The sequence below is a fragment of the Clostridium nigeriense genome (assembly GCF_050585265.1).
Classification (GTDB): domain Bacteria; phylum Bacillota; class Clostridia; order Clostridiales; family Clostridiaceae; genus Clostridium; species Clostridium nigeriense_B.
Map to the genome: position 1 here is coordinate 1 of NZ_JBNOOE010000017.1, position 16,685 is coordinate 16,685.

Genomic DNA, 16,685 nt, shown 5'->3' on the forward strand with positions numbered 1-16,685 from the left:
AAAAGAGCAAGATATTAATTTATATCTTGCTCTTAGTAGATTTTTTTAAAACCAATTTCTTAACTTAATGACATTGGTCAAAGGACAGCTTCTTACAATAATTATTCATTTTTAATTCTTAATTATTAATTTTAAATGAGCTCTTAAGTGACACTATTCTATTAAATACTAATTTATCATCTGTAGTGTACTTTGGATCTACATTAAAGAATCCATTTCTAACTAATTGGAACTTATCTTGTGGTTTTGCTACTTTAGCAGTAGTATCTTCAATATATCCTTGTAGTACTTCTAATGAGTTAGGATTTATTTGTTCTAAGAAATGCTTACCCTCATTTTCAGGAGCATCATCTAAAATTAAAGGTTCATAAAGTCTAAATTCTGCTGGTTTTGCAGTTTTAGCATCTACCCAGTGAATAGTTCCTTTAACCTTTCTTCCAGTAAATCCAGAACCACTCTTAGTTTCTGGGTCATAAGTACAATGTAATTCAACTACATTTCCATTTTCATCTTTAATTACATCATTACATTTAATAAAGTAAGCACCGATTAATCTCACTTCGTTTCCTGGGAATAATCTAAAGTACTTTTTAACTGGTACTTCCATAAAGTCTTCTTGTTCTATATAAATTTCTCTTGAAAAAGGAACTTCCCTAGTACCAGCAGCTTCATTTTTAGCGTTATTTGGAACTGGTAGCATTTCAGTTTGACCTTCTGGATAGTTAGTTATAACAACTTTTAATGGTCTTATAACAGCCATAGCAGCATTTGCTTTTAATTGTAAATCTTCTCTTATGAAGTATTCAAGCATTTGAGAATCTACAACAGAATTAGCCTTAGAAACACCAATAGCACCACAGAAATTTCTAATAGCTTCAGGGGTATAGCCTCTTCTTCTTAATCCAGATACTGTAGGCATTCTTGGATCATCCCATCCATCTACTACATTTTCATCAACTAATTGTTTAAGCTTTCTTTTACTCATAACTGTGTTAGTCATGTTAAGTCTAGCAAATTCTATTTGTCTTGGAGTGCTGTCCATTTCACATTCTTTAACAAACCAATCATAAAGAGGTCTATGATCTTCGAATTCTAAAGTACAAATTGAGTGTGTTATTCCCTCAATAGCATCTTCAAGTGGGTGAGCAAAATCATACATAGGATAAATACACCACTTATCTCCAGTGTTATGGTGTGTAGCATGAGCAATTCTATATATTATAGGGTCTCTCATATTGATATTAGGAGAAGCCATATCTATTTTAGCTCTTAGAACTTTTGTTCCATCTTCAAATTCACCATTTTTCATTCTTTCTAATAAATCAAGATTTTCTTCTACTGATCTATTTCTATAAGGACTTTCCTTTCCTGGTTCAGTTAAAGTTCCTCTATATTCTCTTATTTCTTCTGGAGTTAAATCACAAACGTAAGCTAATCCCTTTTTTATTAATAACTTTGCCTTATCATACATAATATCGAAATAGTTAGAAGCAAAATAGATATCATCCCAATTACCGCCTAACCACTTAACATCTTCTTTAATTGACTCAACATATTCAGTATCTTCTTTAGTTGGGTTAGTATCATCGAATCTTAAATTAAACTTCCCTTTAAATTCTTCTGCAAGACCTGAGTTTAAAACTATTGATTTAGCATGACCAATATGTAGATATCCATTTGGCTCAGGTGGAAAACGAGTAATTATTTCATCGTGTTTTTTTGATTCTAAATCTTCAATAATTATATTTCTTATAAAGTTAGATGACATGTTTTCATTTGACATATGCAAACCTCTCCTATACAAATTATCTTTTATTGTTATATATAGTTATACACTATTTTTTACTTTTAAATCAAAGATTAAATAAATATGTATCTATAATTTTAAACTAAGGTTAGAAAAAAATAAAGGGATAGAAGATAAATTAAAGGTTATAGATATTTATTTATCAATATTAAGTGGATAATAGTTATAAATTATGGAATAAAAAGTAAAAATAATATATAATTAAAGTATAAACTAATTAAGTATAAAAGGGAGGATTATATGAAAGAAAAATTTAAAGCATTTTTCGCTTCTATTGGGTATTTACTTTTAACGGTTTTAATACAACTAGCTGTATCTATAGTAGGGGGAATTGCAATTGGCTTTTACTATGTAATTAATGGAGTCATTCAAATGGAGAATGGATTAACATTAGAATACGAAATGGATAGTACGATTAATTCTATTTTAAGTTTAACAAATATTTTCTTATTAATTTCATCAGTAATAACAATATTAGCTTTAATACTTATATATAAAATTAAAAGGAGAAATTATAAAGAGGAGCTTCAAATTGTAAAAGCTAATAGGTTTAATATTTTTTTTGCAATTATATTAGGGATTTCTTGTTGGCTATTTAATTCAGGAGTATTAAGCTTAGTTGAGGAAGCAGGTTTCTTTTCAAGCCAATTTGAATATATGAATGATATATTAGCTCCAATAAGCCAAGGAAGCATATTAATTTCAATGCTTACTGTTGGAATTGTTGCACCTATTGCTGAAGAGTTTTTATTTAGAGGTGTAATTTATAATACTTTAAAGAAGAAAATCTCTATTAAGTGGACAATAATTATTCAAGCAATTTTATTTGGTGTATTCCATGGAAATTTAGTTCAAGGTACCTATGCAACACTTTTAGGATTAGTATTTGGTTATGTTACTTATAAAACTAAATCTTTATGGCCAGCTATAATAATGCATATGGTAAATAATTTAACTGCAAATATAGCTTCTTTTATGCTAGGAGATTATATTGGTGGGACTTTACTTTATATTATATTTACAGTAGTAGGTACTATAGGAATGGCATTATTGATATTATTAATTAGAAAGAGCAATATTAATAATGAAGAGAAAATAATGAATTTTGAAGATTTTAATAATTTAAATTAATAACAAAAAGCTAGTAAGAAATTGTATAGATGATTTTACTAGCTTTTTCTATTGATAATCTAAAGAAAATAATACAAAATGGTAATAGAAGATAATAAATAATAATAAACGAGAAGAAAAGATGGTGCAGAATAATCTTAAAGCACTATATTAATATTTTACAATGGAGGAAATTAGATTATGATAAAATTAATAGCATCTGATATGGATGGAACTTTATTAAATAAAAAAGATGAAATAAATGAAGAATTTTTTGAGGTTTTTAATAAACTTAAGGAAAAAAATATAATATTTGCTGCAGCAAGTGGAAGACAATATTATAATCTATTAAAGAGATTCGAAAGAATAAGTGATGATATTATGTTTATTGCTGAAAATGGAACTTTTGTAGTGTATAAGGGAGAAGAAATATTACTTAATTCATTAGATAGGGAAATAGCAGTAGATCTTTTAAAGATAGCTAGAAATATAGATAATGCATTCCCAATTCTTTGTGGTAAGAAATCAGCTTATATTGAAAATAATGATGAAAGATTAATTAAAGAAACTGAAAAATATTATGAAAGATATGAAATAGTTGATGATTTAACAAAAGTAGATGATGATGTTTTGAAAGTTACTGTTTGCGATTTTTCAGGATCAGAATTAAATAGTAATAATCACTATAAGGAATATTGGGACAATCTTCAAGTAACAGTTTCAGGAAAAATATGGTTAGATATTACGGCTAAAGGAGTTAATAAAGGAGTAGCAATTGATAAGGTACAAGAAATACTTGATATAACTCCTGAAGAAACTATGGTTTTTGGAGATTATTTAAATGATCTAGAAATGATGGAGAAGGCTTATTACAGCTTTGCTATGGAAAATGCTCATGATGATTTAAAGAAAGTTTCTAGATTTATAGCAAAGAGTAATAATGATAATGGAGTAGTTGAGGCTATAAAAGAAGTTGTCAAATTGTAAATATTATAAATGGGGATATTTTTTTATATCCTATTTTAATCTTTAGGAAATTATATAGAAGAACTTTTTTAATAATTGCAATTAGATAATAGTTAAATAGGGGATTATAAATGAAATATGAAGAAGAAGTATTTAAAGTTATAAATAACATAGAAAAGGGAAACAAATCAGCCATAGATAAGGCTAAAAAAAGAGTAGATTCTCTAGCGAAGCCTTTAGGTAGTTTAGGAAAACTTGAAGAAATAGCGATAAAATTAGCAGGAATAACAGGGAAGATTAATAATGAAATAAATAAAAAGTGTATAATAATTTTATCTTCAGATAATGGCGTTGTAGAAGAGGGGGTTGCTTCATCTCCACAATATGTTACATTAGCTCAAACTATTAATTTTTCTAAAGGAATTACTGGTGTAGCTGTATTAGCAAAAGAAAATAATACTGATTTATTTGTTATAGATATAGGAGTTAATTGTGATGGGGAAATTCCGGGAGCTATTAATAGGAAGATTAGAAAAGGAACTTATAATATAGCTAAAGGGCCTGCAATGAGCTATGAAGAAGCATTAAAAGCTATTTACATAGGAATAGATATGGTTAGAGAAGCTAAGGAAAAAGGATATGAAATAGTTGGCGTAGGGGAAATGGGTATAGGAAATACTACAACAAGCAGTGCAGTCTTAGCTTCTTTATTGAATTGTGAAATAGAAGAAGTTGTAGGTAAGGGGGCAGGACTTACGGATGAAGCCTTTAAAAGGAAGATAGAAGTAGTAAGAAGAGCAATAAATATTAATAAACCAAAGAAAAATGATCCAATAGATGTACTTTCGAAGGTTGGTGGATTTGATTTAGCTGGAATGGTAGGAGTTTATATAGGAGCTGCTTATTACAAGCTTCCAGTGGTAATTGATGGATTTATATCAGCAGTAGCAGCCTTATTAGCAACTAAGTTATGCCAAGATATAAAAGACTATTTAATAGCATCACATATTTCTAAAGAAATAGGATATAAAATTGCTATAGATAACATTGGAATTGATCCAATGATAAATTTAGATATGAGATTAGGTGAAGGTAGTGGGTGCCCTATAGCATTTTCAATAGTAAATTATGCATGTGCCATGATGAATAATATGGCAACTTTTGAAGAAGCTGAAATAGATCCAAGCTACTTAGAAGAAATTAGAGATAAAAAAAGTTATATAGTAAATAAGAAATAAAGAGGCTTGATAAATATGATTATTTTATTAGTAGGTGGTTCAAAAAGTGGAAAATCAATGGCTGCGCAAAGATATGCAAAAGGGTTAGAGAATAGAGAAGGTTATTTATATTATATAGCAACAATGAAGCCATATGATGATGAGGATTTAAAAAGAATAAAAAATCATGTTGAAGATAGAAAAGGATGGGGATTTAAAACCATTGAGAAGAATCAAGATATAAAAGATATACTTTATAAGATTGATAATAAGGATACTATATTAATTGATAGTATAACCTCCTTAGTTACAAACGAAATGTTTCCTAAAGATGCTTTTATTTCTGAGGTTAGTGATAAGATTATTAGTGAAATAAAGTCTATAAGTAATAATGTAAAAAACTTAGTTATAGTTACAGATTATTTATTTAGTGATGGAATAATATATGATGATTATACAGATTCCTTTAGAAGAGAGTTAGGAAGTATTAATATATCATTAGCTTCTATAGCTGATATTGTTATTGAATTTTCCTTTGGTAATGAAATAATTCATAAAGGTAAAAATTATGTGAGGGATTTAAATGAAAAATTTATTTAATGGTTTTATAATGGCCATAAGCATGTTTACAATAATACCAATGCCTTATAAAAGTTGGAGGGATGAAGCAGTTAGACATATGATGAAGCTTTATCCTTTAGTTGGTTTAGTAGTTGGACTTATTAATTACTGTGTTTATAGAATTGTAGATTATTTTAATCTGTCTATAATTTTAATATCTGCAATTACTATGGTAACTCCTTTTGTAATTACAGGAATGTTACATTTAGATGGATTTATGGATGTAAGCGATGCTTTATTATCTAGAAGGGATCAAAAAGAAAAGATAAGAATACTGAAGGATCCAAATACAGGTGCTTTTGCAGTTATTTCTCTAGCTATTTTGTTTATTATTGATTTTGCAGCAACCTATACTTTAGTAGAAAATAAAGTAAATATAATTGGAATTATAATTATCCCTATAATATCAAGATGTTTAATGGCACTTATGCTTATAAAAAAAGATTCTATGAAAGAAAGCTCTTTAGGATCTTACTTTAAAAAGGACACTAGTAAAATAGATACAGTTATTTTATATTTATTTTTATTAGTTTCTTCAATTTCTTTTATTATAATATTTAATTTTAAAGCTATATTAGTACCTATATTTATGATAGTTTCTGCAGTATTATCTGTAAATAAAAGTACTAAAGAACTTGGAGGAATGTCTGGAGATAGTGCAGGGTATGGACTTGTAATTGCAGAAGTAGTAGGAATACTATGTTTATGTATAATATAGTAGGGGGTGATATTTTTGATATTAGTTTTTGGTGGTGCTTATAATGGAAAAGTTAATTTTGTTAAAGAAAAATTTAATATATCAAATGAAGATATTTTTACAGTTAATGATGATTTAAAAGACTTAAATGTAGATTTCTCTAAAAAAGTGATTAATAATTTTCATAAGTTAACTTATAAGCTTTCCTTAGATAATATAGATGCTTTAGATTATATTATAGAAAATCAAGAGTTATTTAAAAATAAAATAATAGTATGTGATGATATTTCCCAGGGAATAGTTCCATTAAAGAAAGAAGATAGATTTTGGAGAGAAAATACAGGAAGATGTCTTCAATATATAGGTAAGAACTCAGAAGTTATTTATAGAGTTTTCTGTGGAATACCAATGGTGATTAATGATGAATAAGATAGATATTTTTTTAATACGTCATGGAAAAACAATAGCTAATGAAAAAAAGTTGTACTGTGGAAAGACTGATTTAAAATTAAGCCATAAAGGAATAAATGAACTTATAGATTTAAAGAAAAAAATAAGTTATCCGGATTGTGAGATGTACTTTACTAGTGGTGCAAAAAGAGCAAATGAAACTTTTAGGGTTTTATATAAAGATTGCTATTATAAAGAATTAAAAGGTTTTTTTGAGTATGACTTTGGTGAGTTTGAAATGAAATCCTATGAGGATTTAAAAGAAGATAAAAATTATATTAATTGGATAATGGATAATACTGGTGAAGTTTTATGTCCAAAGGGAGAAAGTAAGAAGAGTTATAAAGCTAGGATAAAATCTGAATTTGTAAGATTTATTAATGATTTAAGAAAAAAAGAAATTAGATCAGCTTTATTAGTTTCTCACGGAGGCACTATAGGAACTATATTAGAAGAATTTTATGATGATAGTAAGAATTTCTATAGCTGGCAGCCAAGTTTTGGAGAAGGATATAAACTTTCAGTAGAATTTCTAGTTGATAGTTTTGAAATTAGAAAAGTTATGGAGTTAAAGAAATAATAGAAGTTAGGAAGAAAAAAATGAAGGAATTAACTATTGGTTATTTATTAGATTTAATAATTGGAGACCCTCAAAATCCAATTCATCCTATTAGATTAATAGGAAGCTTATGCAAGAAGTTAGAAAAGATATTTAGAAAAATTTTAAAAAATTCATTAAAGATTGCAGGATTATTAACTTGGATTTTTAGTGTTTTAATAGTTTATTTAGTAAGTTGTTACATTGTAAAGATAAGCTTTAGTATTAATCATATAGTTGGAATAGTTATTAGTGGTATAATGATATATTTTACTATTTCTACAAAGGCTCTAAAGGTTGAGGGATTAAAAGTAATAAAATTTTTATTAAAAGATGATATAGAAGGGGCTAGAAATCAGCTTTCATATATAGTTGGAAGGGATACGAAGTCATTAGATAAGGAAGGAATATTAAGAGCAGTAGTTGAAACTATAGCTGAAAATATGTCAGATGGAGTAGTTGCACCAATTTTTTATGCAGGACTTTTGGGAGCACACTTTGCTTTTGTTTATAAAGCTGTAAATACTATGGATTCTATGTTTGGATATAAAAATGATAAGTATAAAGATTTTGGCTTTTTTCCAGCAAAGCTAGATGATGTATTTAATTATATACCAGCAAGGCTTACGGGATATTTAATCGTGCTGGCATCATTTATATTAAGGTTAGATTATAAAAATTCATATAAGATTTATCATAGAGATAAAAGTAATCATAGTAGTCCTAATAGTGCTCATCCAGAAGCAGCAGTGGCAGGTGCTTTAGGATTAAAATTAGGTGGAGCTAATTATTACTTCGGTAAATTAGTGGAAAAGCCAACTATTGGTGATGAAATAAAGAAAATAAATATTGATGATGTAAATAAAACTAATAATATTTTATATTTAGTTTCATTTTTAAGTTATTTAATTGCTATGATTTTAACTTTAATAGGGAGATTTTTAATATGAGTAAAGTAGTTCATGGTGGAAATTTAGATGAATTGTCTAGAATTTATAAATTAAATAAGGAAAATTTAATTGATTTTTCTGCAAATATAAATCCTTTAGGGGTAAATATAAAAGTTAAAGAAGCAATTATTAATGCTTTAGATGAAATAGAGAGATATCCAGATATTACATATTACAATTTGAAATTAGCTATTAGTGAATTTGAAAAAATTAATTATAATAATTTAATATTGGGGAATGGGGCAGCAGAAATTATATTTAATTTAGTAAGGGCTATTAATCCAAAGAAGGTGCTGATTCCTGGACCGACTTTTGGAGAATATGAGGAAGCAGTATTAAGTGTTGGTAGTAATATTGAATATTACTATTTAAAAGAAAACAATAATTGGATGATAGATGAAGATATAATTAACCATATTAATGAGGATATAGACATGATATTTATTTGTAATCCTAATAATCCAACAGGGATACTTACTGATAAAGAAGTTATTATTAATATTGCTAAGAAAGCATTATCTACAAATACAATATTAGTAATAGATGAATCATTTTTGGATTTTGTAAGAGATGGAGAAAGCTACTCTGTAATTAATTTACTAAAGGAATATAATAATATTTTTATAATTAAGTCTATGACGAAATTATTTGCAATACCAGGTATTAGAATTGGTTATGGTATGTGTGAAAATAAAGAAATTATAAATAAGATGGAATTGGTTTCAGTACCATGGAATATAAATATTTTAGCTGAGAAAGCTACTTTGGAGGCTATAAAAGATAAGGAATATATTAATAGAACAATATCATATATACAAAAAGAAAAAAACTATTTATATAAAGAATTAAATAAATTTAATGATATAAAAGTATTTAATCCATCTGTCAATTTTATAATGTTTAAGATAATTAATAATATTGATTTAAAGCTAGAGTTAATGAAAGAAAATATAATTATTAGAAGTTGTAATAATTATATTGGATTAAATGATAGTTATTATAGAGTTGCAGTAAGAACAAGAGAAGAAAATGATAAATTAATCATGGCTTTAAAAAATGCAATTAATTAATACATTTTAATTGACATATAATAGCATTAATAATATAATTCAAATTGGAATTTAGGCTATATAACTATATTAGGTGCTTTTAAAAGCTTAATAGGGAATCAGGTATATTCCTGAGCTACCCCAGTAACCGTGTAATGGACGAAATCTATTAATGCCACTGCAATAGCGGGAAGGTTTGAGAGTAGGATGAAGTAAAGCCGGGATACCTGCCTTTTATGGGAAAACTATTATCTTCTGAGGGTTGGATAATAGGAATACTAACATAGTTTTGAAGTATATTTAAAATTCAAAACTATTAAAAAGTATTTAGGGCATACTCTTAGTATGTCTTTTTATTTTGTAAAATAATTACAGAATAACCCTAATAAAAAATTAGGAGGATTTATTATGAAAAAAAGAAGTAGAATTCTTTCATTAGTTTTTGCCATGATGTTTTCTTTAGCACTATTTACAGGCTGTGGCAAGACTGAAAAAACTATGACAGACAGGGAAGGTAATGAATTTACTTTACCAAACAAAATTGAAAAAATAATATCAACTGCACCATCTAATACTGAGGTATTAGTAGAACTTGGGCTTTCTGATAAACTTGTTGCTATAGATAAGTATTCAGCAGATGTGGAAGGTGTTAATACTGATTTACCACAAATAGATTTTAGAAACCCAGATGCAGAAACTTTAATATCATTAGATCCAGATATAATTATAGCGTCAGGACATAATAAGTCTGGAGAAGAAGATCCATTTCAATTAGTTAAGGAAGCAGGAATTCCAGTTGTATATATTCCAAGTAGTTATAGCATAGATGGGATATATGGAGATATTGAATTTATTGCAGACATAACTAACACTGAAAAACAAGGTAAAGAAATAGTTGAAAATATGAAAAAAGAAGTTGAAGCTATAAAAGAAATAGGAGACAAGATAACTGATAAGAAAACAGTTTACTTTGAAATTGGTTCAGGTTCATCTTTATATAGCTTTGGAAAAGATACTTTCTTAAACGAAATGATTCAAATAATTGGAGCAGAAAATATATTTGCAAATGAAGAATCTTGGATTTCACCAACTCCTGAATCTGTAATTGATGCTAATCCAGATGTAATATTAACAAATGTTCCAGATTCTAATGGAGTAAGTGCTGTTGATGACATAAAGAGCCGTGAAGGTTGGGATAGTATAACAGCAGTAAAGGAAGGTCAAATATATAGTATAGATAAGAATTCTTCATCTAGATCTTCTCAAAATGTAATTAAAGCATTAAAGGAAATGGCTAAGGCTATTTATCCAGATGAATATAAGTAGAGATAAGAAAAATAAAACCTTGATGATATTATCAATGCCACTAGTATTTATAACAATTTGTATTGGAACTTCCATAGGAAGTTCCAATATTAGCATTATGGATATTATTTCAATAATTGTACATAAATTATTTAATATAAATTTATTAGAGGGCATTGAGGCTAAGGATGTTTCAATAATTTGGAGTATAAGGTTACCTAGAGTATTATTAGCCTTTTCAGTTGGAGGAGCCCTAGCAGCTAGTGGAGCTGTTGTTCAATCAATTTTGAAAAATCCACTAGCATCTCCTTATACACTAGGAGTATCATCAGGTGCTTCATTAGGAGTAGGGCTTTTAGTAGTTTCTGGAGTTGCTATCCCATTCATAGGAAACTTCTCTATGCCCGTAGTTGGATTCTTATGTAGCTTAGCTACTATGATTATAGTATTATTATTTGCAAGTAAAGTGGATAAAAAGCTATCGAATAATACTATTATTTTAACAGGAATGGTTTTTTCACTATTTTTCAATGCTGCCTTAACTACTTTAACAGCATTATTTACAAAGAAAATGGAATCTGTAACATTATGGCAAATGGGTTCTTTTTCTATGAGAGGTTGGAGTTATCTAAGGGCTGGACTTCCATTTTTCTTAATTGGCATAATTGGTATTATGCTTTTTGTTAAAGAAATGGATGTATTAACTTTTGGAGAGGATCAAGCGAAAGCAATAGGAGTTGAAACAGAAAAAGTTAAAAGATATCTTTTTTTATTTGTAGCTATATTAACTGGAGCTGCTGTTGCTATAAGTGGAACTATTGGTTTCGTAGATTTAATTGCTCCACATTTAGTAAGAAAAGTTTTTGGTTCAAAACATTCTTATGTTATTCCTATGTCGGTAGTTTTTGGCGGATGTCTTATGGTTATTACAGATTTAATTTCGAGAACTATCATAGTTCCTTCAGAGTTACCAGTAGGTGCTGTAACTGCAATGATAGGTGCACCATTCTTTGCATATCTATACTTTAAAAAGTCAAAGTAGGTGATTGATTATATGTTAGAAGTTAAAAATTTATATTGTGGTTATAATGGAGAAGACGTAGTAAAAAATGTTAATTTTAAGGTGAACAGAGGAGAAAATATTTGTATAGTTGGTCCAAATGGATGTGGTAAAAGTACATTGCTAAAGGCTATATCAAATTTAATTACCTTTAAGGGAAGTGTATTTTTAGATGGAAAGGATACTAAATCATTAAAAAGAAAGGATTTAGCTATAAGAGTAGCATTAATGACTCAAAGTTCCAATATACTATTTCCATATAGTATATATGATACAGTTGCATTAGGAAGATATGCTCATTTAAATGGTGTATTTTCAAGATTAAATAAAAATGATGAAGAAATAATAAATAGTAGTTTAGATAAGGTTGGACTTTTAGATATTAAAGATAAACTTATAAGTGAATTATCAGGTGGACAGCTTCAAAGAGTATTTTTAGCTAGAGCATTTGCTCAAGATCCAGATGTAATATTATTAGATGAGCCGACAAATCACTTAGATTTAAGATATCAAATTGAAATGTTAGATTATTTAAAGCTTTGGGCAAGAGAAAATAATAAAATAGTAGTTGCTGTACTTCATGATTTAAATCTAGTACAAAATTTTGGTGACAAGGTATTAATGCTTAAAGATGGAGTAATTAAAAATAATGGAAACACCAGAGAAGTATTAAATGGTAGTGATTTAGAAGAAGTATATGGAATAGATATAAAAGCATTTATGCTAAGAACTTTAGGTAAATGGAAATAGGAGGAGAGCTATGAGTAAAAAATTTGTAATGTCATATAGTTGTGGAAAAGATAGTACACTAGCTTTATATAGAATGATAAGAAAAGGCCATAAACCAGTTGCATTACTTATAACTGTGGATAAAAAGGCTATAAGATCTTGGTTTCATGGAGTTCCAGAAGATTTATTACAAGAAATATCAAAATCTTTAAATATACCATTACTCTTAGTTAAATGTGAGGGAGAAGAATATGAGGATTCTTTTGATAAAGCTTTAAGTAAAGCAAAAAATGAGCTAGGAGCAGAGATATGTGTATTCGGAGATATTGATATAGAAGCGCATAGGAAATGGTGTACAGATAGATGTAATGAAGCTGAAATTGAAGCTGTTTTTCCTTTATGGCAGGAAAGTAGAGAGGGATTAACTTTTGAATTTATAGATACTGGATTTAAAACAGTTATTAAAAATGTAAGGTTAGATGTATTATCTACGGATTTCTTAGGGAAACAATTAACAAAATCAGTAGTTAAGAATATAGTTGAAGCAGGTTCGGATGCTTGTGGTGAAAATGGAGAATACCATACATTTGTTTTTGATGGACCATTATTTAAATATCCAATTAAGTTCAAAGATAATGGAATTATTACTAATGAGACACATGGATTTTTGGATATAGTAGGTGTTATGAATGAGTAAGAGTATTATGATTTTAGGAACAGCCTCATCAGTAGGAAAAAGTACTATTGCAACAGCTTTTTGTAGATATTTTAAAAATAAAGGTATGAAAGTTGCTCCTTTTAAAGCCCTAAATATTTCTTTGAATTCCTTTGTAACTAAGGATGGTCTTGAAATGGGAAGGGCTCAAGTAGTTCAAGCGGATGCTTGTGAATTAGAGCCAAAGGCATGGATGAATCCTATATTATTAAAACCAAGTGGAAATATGAAAACACAGGTTATAGTTAATGGTAAAGTAAAATGTAATATGGATTCATATAAGTATAAGGAGTTAAATAAGGAGTTAAAAGAAGTAGTTAAGGAAACTTATAATGAAATATCGCAATTCTTTGATATTATGATATTAGAGGGCTCTGGAAGTTGTGCAGAGATAAATTTAAAAGAAAGCGATATAGCAAATATGTATATGGCTAAAGCAAGTGATTCCAAAGTTATCTTAGTAGCAGATATTGATAGGGGAGGAGTATTTGCATCAGTTCTAGGAACTATAATGTTATTAGATGAGGATGAAAGACGTAGAGTTAAAGGTGTAATAATTAATAAGTTTAGAGGTAATATAGAATATTTTAAGCCAGCTATGAAGCAATTAGAAAATATTATAAAAATACCTGTTCTTGGAGTTATGCCTTATTATAATTTAGATATAGAGGATGAAGATAGTGTAACGGAAAGAATAACTAATAAAGGGAAAAAGAGTGATGGATTAGATATTGTAGTAATTAGATTACCGTATATGTCTAATTTTACAGATTTCAATTCTTTAAGTAGATTAGAAAATGTATCTTTAAGATATGAAAATGAGGTTAAGGATATTGGAAATCCACATTTGTTAATAATTCCAGGAAGTAAAAATACCATAGAGGATCTTAAATTTTTAAAGGAAAAAGGTATTTATGATGAAATTATTAAATTAGAAAAAACTAATACTATAATATTTGGAATTTGTGGTGGATATCAAATGCTTGGAGAAGCAATTGAAGATAAGTTTGGTGTTGAAGGAGAAATTAGAGCTGAAAAAGGTTTTGGATTATTACCTATTAAGACTATTTTAAATAAGGAGAAAGTAACTAAACAAGCTTCTGGGAGAATTATATCTAGTATACTAGAATCTATTAATGAGATTGAAGTTTCAGGTTATGAAATCCATAATGGAGAAACTACGATAAATAATAAAGATAATATATTTATAAAACTAGATAGTGGAGAAATAGCAGGGGCAATTAACAATAGTGGAAATGTGTTTGGAACATATTTACATGGAATATTCGATAATGGAGATTTTTTAAAAGCTTTTATAAAGTTACTATTAGAAAAAAATAATATAAATAATGAATTTAATGATACTATGTCTTATAATGAATATAAAAGTAATGAATTAAATAAATTAGCTAATATACTTGAAGAAAATATAGATATGTTAAAAGTTGAAGAAATTCTTAAGAAGTAGTAGGAAATCTTATAAAATTCTTAATAATAAAAATTTGAAGTACAATGTAAGTTTTATATTGTAAAATAAATATATGGAAAATTTTTATGTTCTAAAGAATCTAGGAGGAGTTTTTATGTCGAATATTTTTAAGAGTTTTATGTTAAAGCATAATTTAGAAGAAATTAAGTGGATAGACTTGATTTGGCTTTTAATTTTACCGGTAATAAATATAAATTATGTAATAGCTAGTGCATTATCTCAAAATGGTAAAAGCCTAGATTTAATTTTAGATAGGGAAATCCCTTTTGTATCTTTATTTGTTTTTCCTTATGTATATTGGTATATTTATATTTTTATTGGATTAATATTTATTTTATCTAAGGATAGAAAAAGATACTTAAGAACTCTTATGGCAATTTATATTGGAATGTGTATATGTTATGTTTTTTACTACTTATATCCAGTAGAGATATCAAGACCAGTAATTGATAATAATACAATAGCAAATAGACTTGTAAATATAATTTATGAAAATGATAGACCTGTTAATTGCTTTCCTTCAATCCATGTATTAAATACCTATATAATTATGAGGTTTACAAAATTTAAGGATAATAAATCTTGGTTTTATTATACAAATATAATTGGAATATTAATAATGCTATCAACATTATTTATAAAGCAGCATTTTATATTGGATGGAGTTGTAGCAATAATTTTAGCTGAGGTAGTTATATTAATAGCTAAAAAAGTTGAAGATAAATATATAAAGCATATATTAGGTTTACCGTATAAACTTTTAGATAGAATAAAGGAAAGTAAAGATATTACAATTAGCTAAAATAGTCAAAAGCTTGATTATGAGATATAATTAAAAAGTAAGTAAAAGATGAGGGCTACTTAGATTTACTCTCATCTTTTACATTTTATAAACAAAATTAAAATAAATTTTAATAAAAACTATTTACAACGGATAATAATTATTATATAATAAACACATCAAAGAAAATAATTAAAATAAATAATGTGGAAATTAGGAGGAGTTTAATTATGAAAAAATTTGTTTGTACAGTATGTGGATATGTTTATGAAGGGGAAGTGGCACCAGCACAATGTCCAATATGTAAAGCTGGAGCTGATAAGTTTGTTGAACAAACAGGAGATTTAAGTTGGGCAGATGAACACAGAGTTGGAGTTGCTAAAGATGTAGATCCAAGAATTATGGAAGGATTACAAGCTAACTTCATGGGTGAATGTACAGAAGTAGGAATGTACTTAGCAATGTCAAGACAAGCTGATAGAGAAGGATATCCAGAAGTAGCTGAAGCTTACAAGAGAATAGCTTTCGAAGAAGCAGAACATGCTGCAAAATTTGCAGAACTTATAGGAGAAGTTGTAGCTGCAGATACAAAAGCTAACTTACAAGCTAGAGTTGATGCAGAACACGGTGCTTGCCAAGGTAAGAAAGATTTAGCTACATTAGCTAAGCAATTAAACTTAGATGCAATCCATGACACAGTTCATGAAATGTGTAAAGATGAAGCTAGACACGGACAAGCATTCAAAGGTTTATTAGATAGATATTTTGGACAAAACTAATAAATATTATAGAGAAAAGGTCTAGTACAAGCTGTACTGGACCTTTTACTTTCTTTAGGAAATTATAAGACTGTTATCCATTAAGTAACCTTTTATAAATAAATTCCGTAAGCTTTGATGTAATTCTATTAATTTTGCGATGACTTGGAGCTTGCAATGTAGTAAGAAAAATTATACAATTACTTTTTTATAATTATGAATATTATAGTATTAAAGTAATAAAATAAATAAAATTATATAAGAAAACGCTTGCAAAGAAATAATTAATATGTTAATATAAAGTCAATAGAAATTAGGATGGTAATTGCCTTGAGCAAGCTAGACCTATTTATAAATAACGTAGATAGCTTTTATCTTCGTTT

Annotated in this window: 17 protein-coding genes and 1 riboswitch; of the genes, 16 read left to right on the plus strand and 1 reads right to left on the minus strand. The window is 27.7% G+C overall.

Translation table 11 applies throughout. From position 1 onward, the window contains the following. Positions 1 to 118 precede the first annotated feature (118 nt). Positions 119 to 1,783, minus strand: coding sequence for a glutamine--tRNA ligase/YqeY domain fusion protein (locus ACQPVP_RS13735; protein ID WP_430850844.1), 1,665 nt, complete (start codon positions 1,781 to 1,783; stop codon positions 119 to 121). A gap of 264 nt (positions 1,784 to 2,047) precedes the next feature. On the opposite strand from ACQPVP_RS13735, the gene ACQPVP_RS13740 reads away from it, so the two are divergent. The 16 genes from ACQPVP_RS13740 to ACQPVP_RS13815 all read left to right on the plus strand — a co-directional run bounded on the left by ACQPVP_RS13740 (position 2,048) and on the right by ACQPVP_RS13815 (position 16,323). Then, entirely contained in the window at positions 2,048 to 2,938 is an 891-nt protein-coding gene (locus ACQPVP_RS13740) for a lysostaphin resistance A-like protein (protein ID WP_430850846.1), read from the plus strand. Between the two features lie 180 nt (positions 2,939 to 3,118). Further along, a complete protein-coding gene (locus ACQPVP_RS13745) occupies positions 3,119 to 3,904 on the plus strand; it encodes an HAD family hydrolase (RefSeq protein WP_430850848.1) in 786 nt (261 codons plus the stop codon). Between the two features lie 110 nt (positions 3,905 to 4,014). After that, the gene (cobT, locus tag ACQPVP_RS13750; protein WP_430850850.1) at positions 4,015 to 5,121 is read left to right on the plus strand and encodes a nicotinate-nucleotide--dimethylbenzimidazole phosphoribosyltransferase; all 1,107 of its coding nucleotides are present in this window, start codon (positions 4,015 to 4,017) and stop codon (positions 5,119 to 5,121) included. A gap of 15 nt (positions 5,122 to 5,136) precedes the next feature. Continuing rightward, positions 5,137 to 5,700, plus strand: a complete 564-nt coding sequence (locus ACQPVP_RS13755) for a bifunctional adenosylcobinamide kinase/adenosylcobinamide-phosphate guanylyltransferase (RefSeq protein ID WP_430850852.1) — start codon at positions 5,137 to 5,139, stop codon at positions 5,698 to 5,700. Further along, positions 5,684 to 6,439, plus strand: coding sequence for an adenosylcobinamide-GDP ribazoletransferase (locus ACQPVP_RS13760; RefSeq protein WP_430850854.1), 756 nt, complete (start codon positions 5,684 to 5,686; stop codon positions 6,437 to 6,439). Before ACQPVP_RS13755 ends, ACQPVP_RS13760 begins: the two co-directional genes overlap by 17 nt. A 15-nt stretch (positions 6,440 to 6,454) precedes the next feature. After that, positions 6,455 to 6,847 (plus strand): bifunctional adenosylcobinamide kinase/adenosylcobinamide-phosphate guanylyltransferase, encoded by a 393-nt coding sequence (locus ACQPVP_RS13765; RefSeq protein ID WP_430850855.1) that lies wholly within the window; start codon positions 6,455 to 6,457, stop codon positions 6,845 to 6,847. Next, entirely contained in the window at positions 6,840 to 7,448 is a 609-nt protein-coding gene (locus ACQPVP_RS13770) for a histidine phosphatase family protein (protein WP_430850857.1), read from the plus strand. Before ACQPVP_RS13765 ends, ACQPVP_RS13770 begins: the two co-directional genes overlap by 8 nt. A 20-nt stretch (positions 7,449 to 7,468) precedes the next feature. Further along, positions 7,469 to 8,416, plus strand: coding sequence for a cobalamin biosynthesis protein (locus ACQPVP_RS13775; RefSeq protein WP_430850858.1), 948 nt, complete (start codon positions 7,469 to 7,471; stop codon positions 8,414 to 8,416). Beyond that, on the plus strand, positions 8,413 to 9,486 hold the full coding sequence (cobD, locus tag ACQPVP_RS13780; protein WP_430850860.1) for a threonine-phosphate decarboxylase CobD: 1,074 nt from the start codon (positions 8,413 to 8,415) through the stop codon (positions 9,484 to 9,486). The genes ACQPVP_RS13775 and cobD overlap by 4 nt, the downstream gene beginning before the upstream one ends. Positions 9,487 to 9,540: 54 nt before the next feature. Then, positions 9,541 to 9,714: riboswitch (cobalamin riboswitch) on the plus strand. Positions 9,715 to 9,873: 159 nt separating this feature from the next. Next, positions 9,874 to 10,791 carry an ABC transporter substrate-binding protein gene (locus tag ACQPVP_RS13785; RefSeq protein WP_430850862.1) on the plus strand — a complete coding sequence of 306 codons (918 nt, stop codon included), beginning with the start codon at positions 9,874 to 9,876 and terminating at the stop codon, positions 10,789 to 10,791. Further along, positions 10,778 to 11,812, plus strand: a complete 1,035-nt coding sequence (locus ACQPVP_RS13790) for a FecCD family ABC transporter permease (RefSeq protein ID WP_430850864.1) — start codon at positions 10,778 to 10,780, stop codon at positions 11,810 to 11,812. The genes ACQPVP_RS13785 and ACQPVP_RS13790 overlap by 14 nt, the downstream gene beginning before the upstream one ends. A gap of 12 nt (positions 11,813 to 11,824) precedes the next feature. Continuing rightward, positions 11,825 to 12,580: an ABC transporter ATP-binding protein gene (locus tag ACQPVP_RS13795; RefSeq protein ID WP_430850866.1), complete on the plus strand. Its 756-nt coding sequence runs from the start codon at positions 11,825 to 11,827 to the stop codon at positions 12,578 to 12,580. A gap of 10 nt (positions 12,581 to 12,590) precedes the next feature. Further along, entirely contained in the window at positions 12,591 to 13,256 is a 666-nt protein-coding gene (locus ACQPVP_RS13800) for a diphthine--ammonia ligase (protein ID WP_430850868.1), read from the plus strand. After that, positions 13,249 to 14,742 carry a cobyric acid synthase gene (locus tag ACQPVP_RS13805; RefSeq protein WP_430850870.1) on the plus strand — a complete coding sequence of 498 codons (1,494 nt, stop codon included), beginning with the start codon at positions 13,249 to 13,251 and terminating at the stop codon, positions 14,740 to 14,742. Before ACQPVP_RS13800 ends, ACQPVP_RS13805 begins: the two co-directional genes overlap by 8 nt. A gap of 115 nt (positions 14,743 to 14,857) precedes the next feature. Continuing rightward, complete coding sequence (locus tag ACQPVP_RS13810; RefSeq protein ID WP_430850872.1) at positions 14,858 to 15,565, plus strand: phosphatase PAP2 family protein; 708 nt, start codon at positions 14,858 to 14,860, stop codon at positions 15,563 to 15,565. Positions 15,566 to 15,774: 209 nt separating this feature from the next. Further along, the gene (locus ACQPVP_RS13815) at positions 15,775 to 16,323 is read left to right on the plus strand and encodes an NADH peroxidase (RefSeq protein ID WP_430850874.1); all 549 of its coding nucleotides are present in this window, start codon (positions 15,775 to 15,777) and stop codon (positions 16,321 to 16,323) included. Positions 16,324 to 16,685: the final 362 nt, after the last annotated feature.

Excerpts from the sequence above, each read along its gene's own strand:
- ACQPVP_RS13735 (WP_430850844.1), bottom strand. The coding sequence starts at position 1,783 with ATGTCAAATGAAAACATGTCATCTAACTTTATAAGAAATATAATTATT.
- ACQPVP_RS13740 (WP_430850846.1), top strand. The coding sequence starts at position 2,048 with ATGAAAGAAAAATTTAAAGCATTTTTCGCTTCTATTGGGTATTTACTT.
- ACQPVP_RS13745 (WP_430850848.1), top strand. The coding sequence starts at position 3,119 with ATGATAAAATTAATAGCATCTGATATGGATGGAACTTTATTAAATAAA.
- cobT (WP_430850850.1), top strand. The coding sequence starts at position 4,015 with ATGAAATATGAAGAAGAAGTATTTAAAGTTATAAATAACATAGAAAAG.
- ACQPVP_RS13755 (WP_430850852.1), top strand. The coding sequence starts at position 5,137 with ATGATTATTTTATTAGTAGGTGGTTCAAAAAGTGGAAAATCAATGGCT.
- ACQPVP_RS13760 (WP_430850854.1), top strand. The coding sequence starts at position 5,684 with ATGAAAAATTTATTTAATGGTTTTATAATGGCCATAAGCATGTTTACA.
- ACQPVP_RS13770 (WP_430850857.1), top strand. The coding sequence starts at position 6,840 with ATGAATAAGATAGATATTTTTTTAATACGTCATGGAAAAACAATAGCT.
- ACQPVP_RS13775 (WP_430850858.1), top strand. The coding sequence starts at position 7,469 with ATGAAGGAATTAACTATTGGTTATTTATTAGATTTAATAATTGGAGAC.
- cobD (WP_430850860.1), top strand. The coding sequence starts at position 8,413 with ATGAGTAAAGTAGTTCATGGTGGAAATTTAGATGAATTGTCTAGAATT.
- ACQPVP_RS13785 (WP_430850862.1), top strand. The coding sequence starts at position 9,874 with ATGAAAAAAAGAAGTAGAATTCTTTCATTAGTTTTTGCCATGATGTTT.
- ACQPVP_RS13790 (WP_430850864.1), top strand. The coding sequence starts at position 10,778 with ATGAATATAAGTAGAGATAAGAAAAATAAAACCTTGATGATATTATCA.
- ACQPVP_RS13795 (WP_430850866.1), top strand. The coding sequence starts at position 11,825 with ATGTTAGAAGTTAAAAATTTATATTGTGGTTATAATGGAGAAGACGTA.
- ACQPVP_RS13800 (WP_430850868.1), top strand. The coding sequence starts at position 12,591 with ATGAGTAAAAAATTTGTAATGTCATATAGTTGTGGAAAAGATAGTACA.
- ACQPVP_RS13805 (WP_430850870.1), top strand. The coding sequence starts at position 13,249 with ATGAGTAAGAGTATTATGATTTTAGGAACAGCCTCATCAGTAGGAAAA.
- ACQPVP_RS13810 (WP_430850872.1), top strand. The coding sequence starts at position 14,858 with ATGTCGAATATTTTTAAGAGTTTTATGTTAAAGCATAATTTAGAAGAA.
- ACQPVP_RS13815 (WP_430850874.1), top strand. The coding sequence starts at position 15,775 with ATGAAAAAATTTGTTTGTACAGTATGTGGATATGTTTATGAAGGGGAA.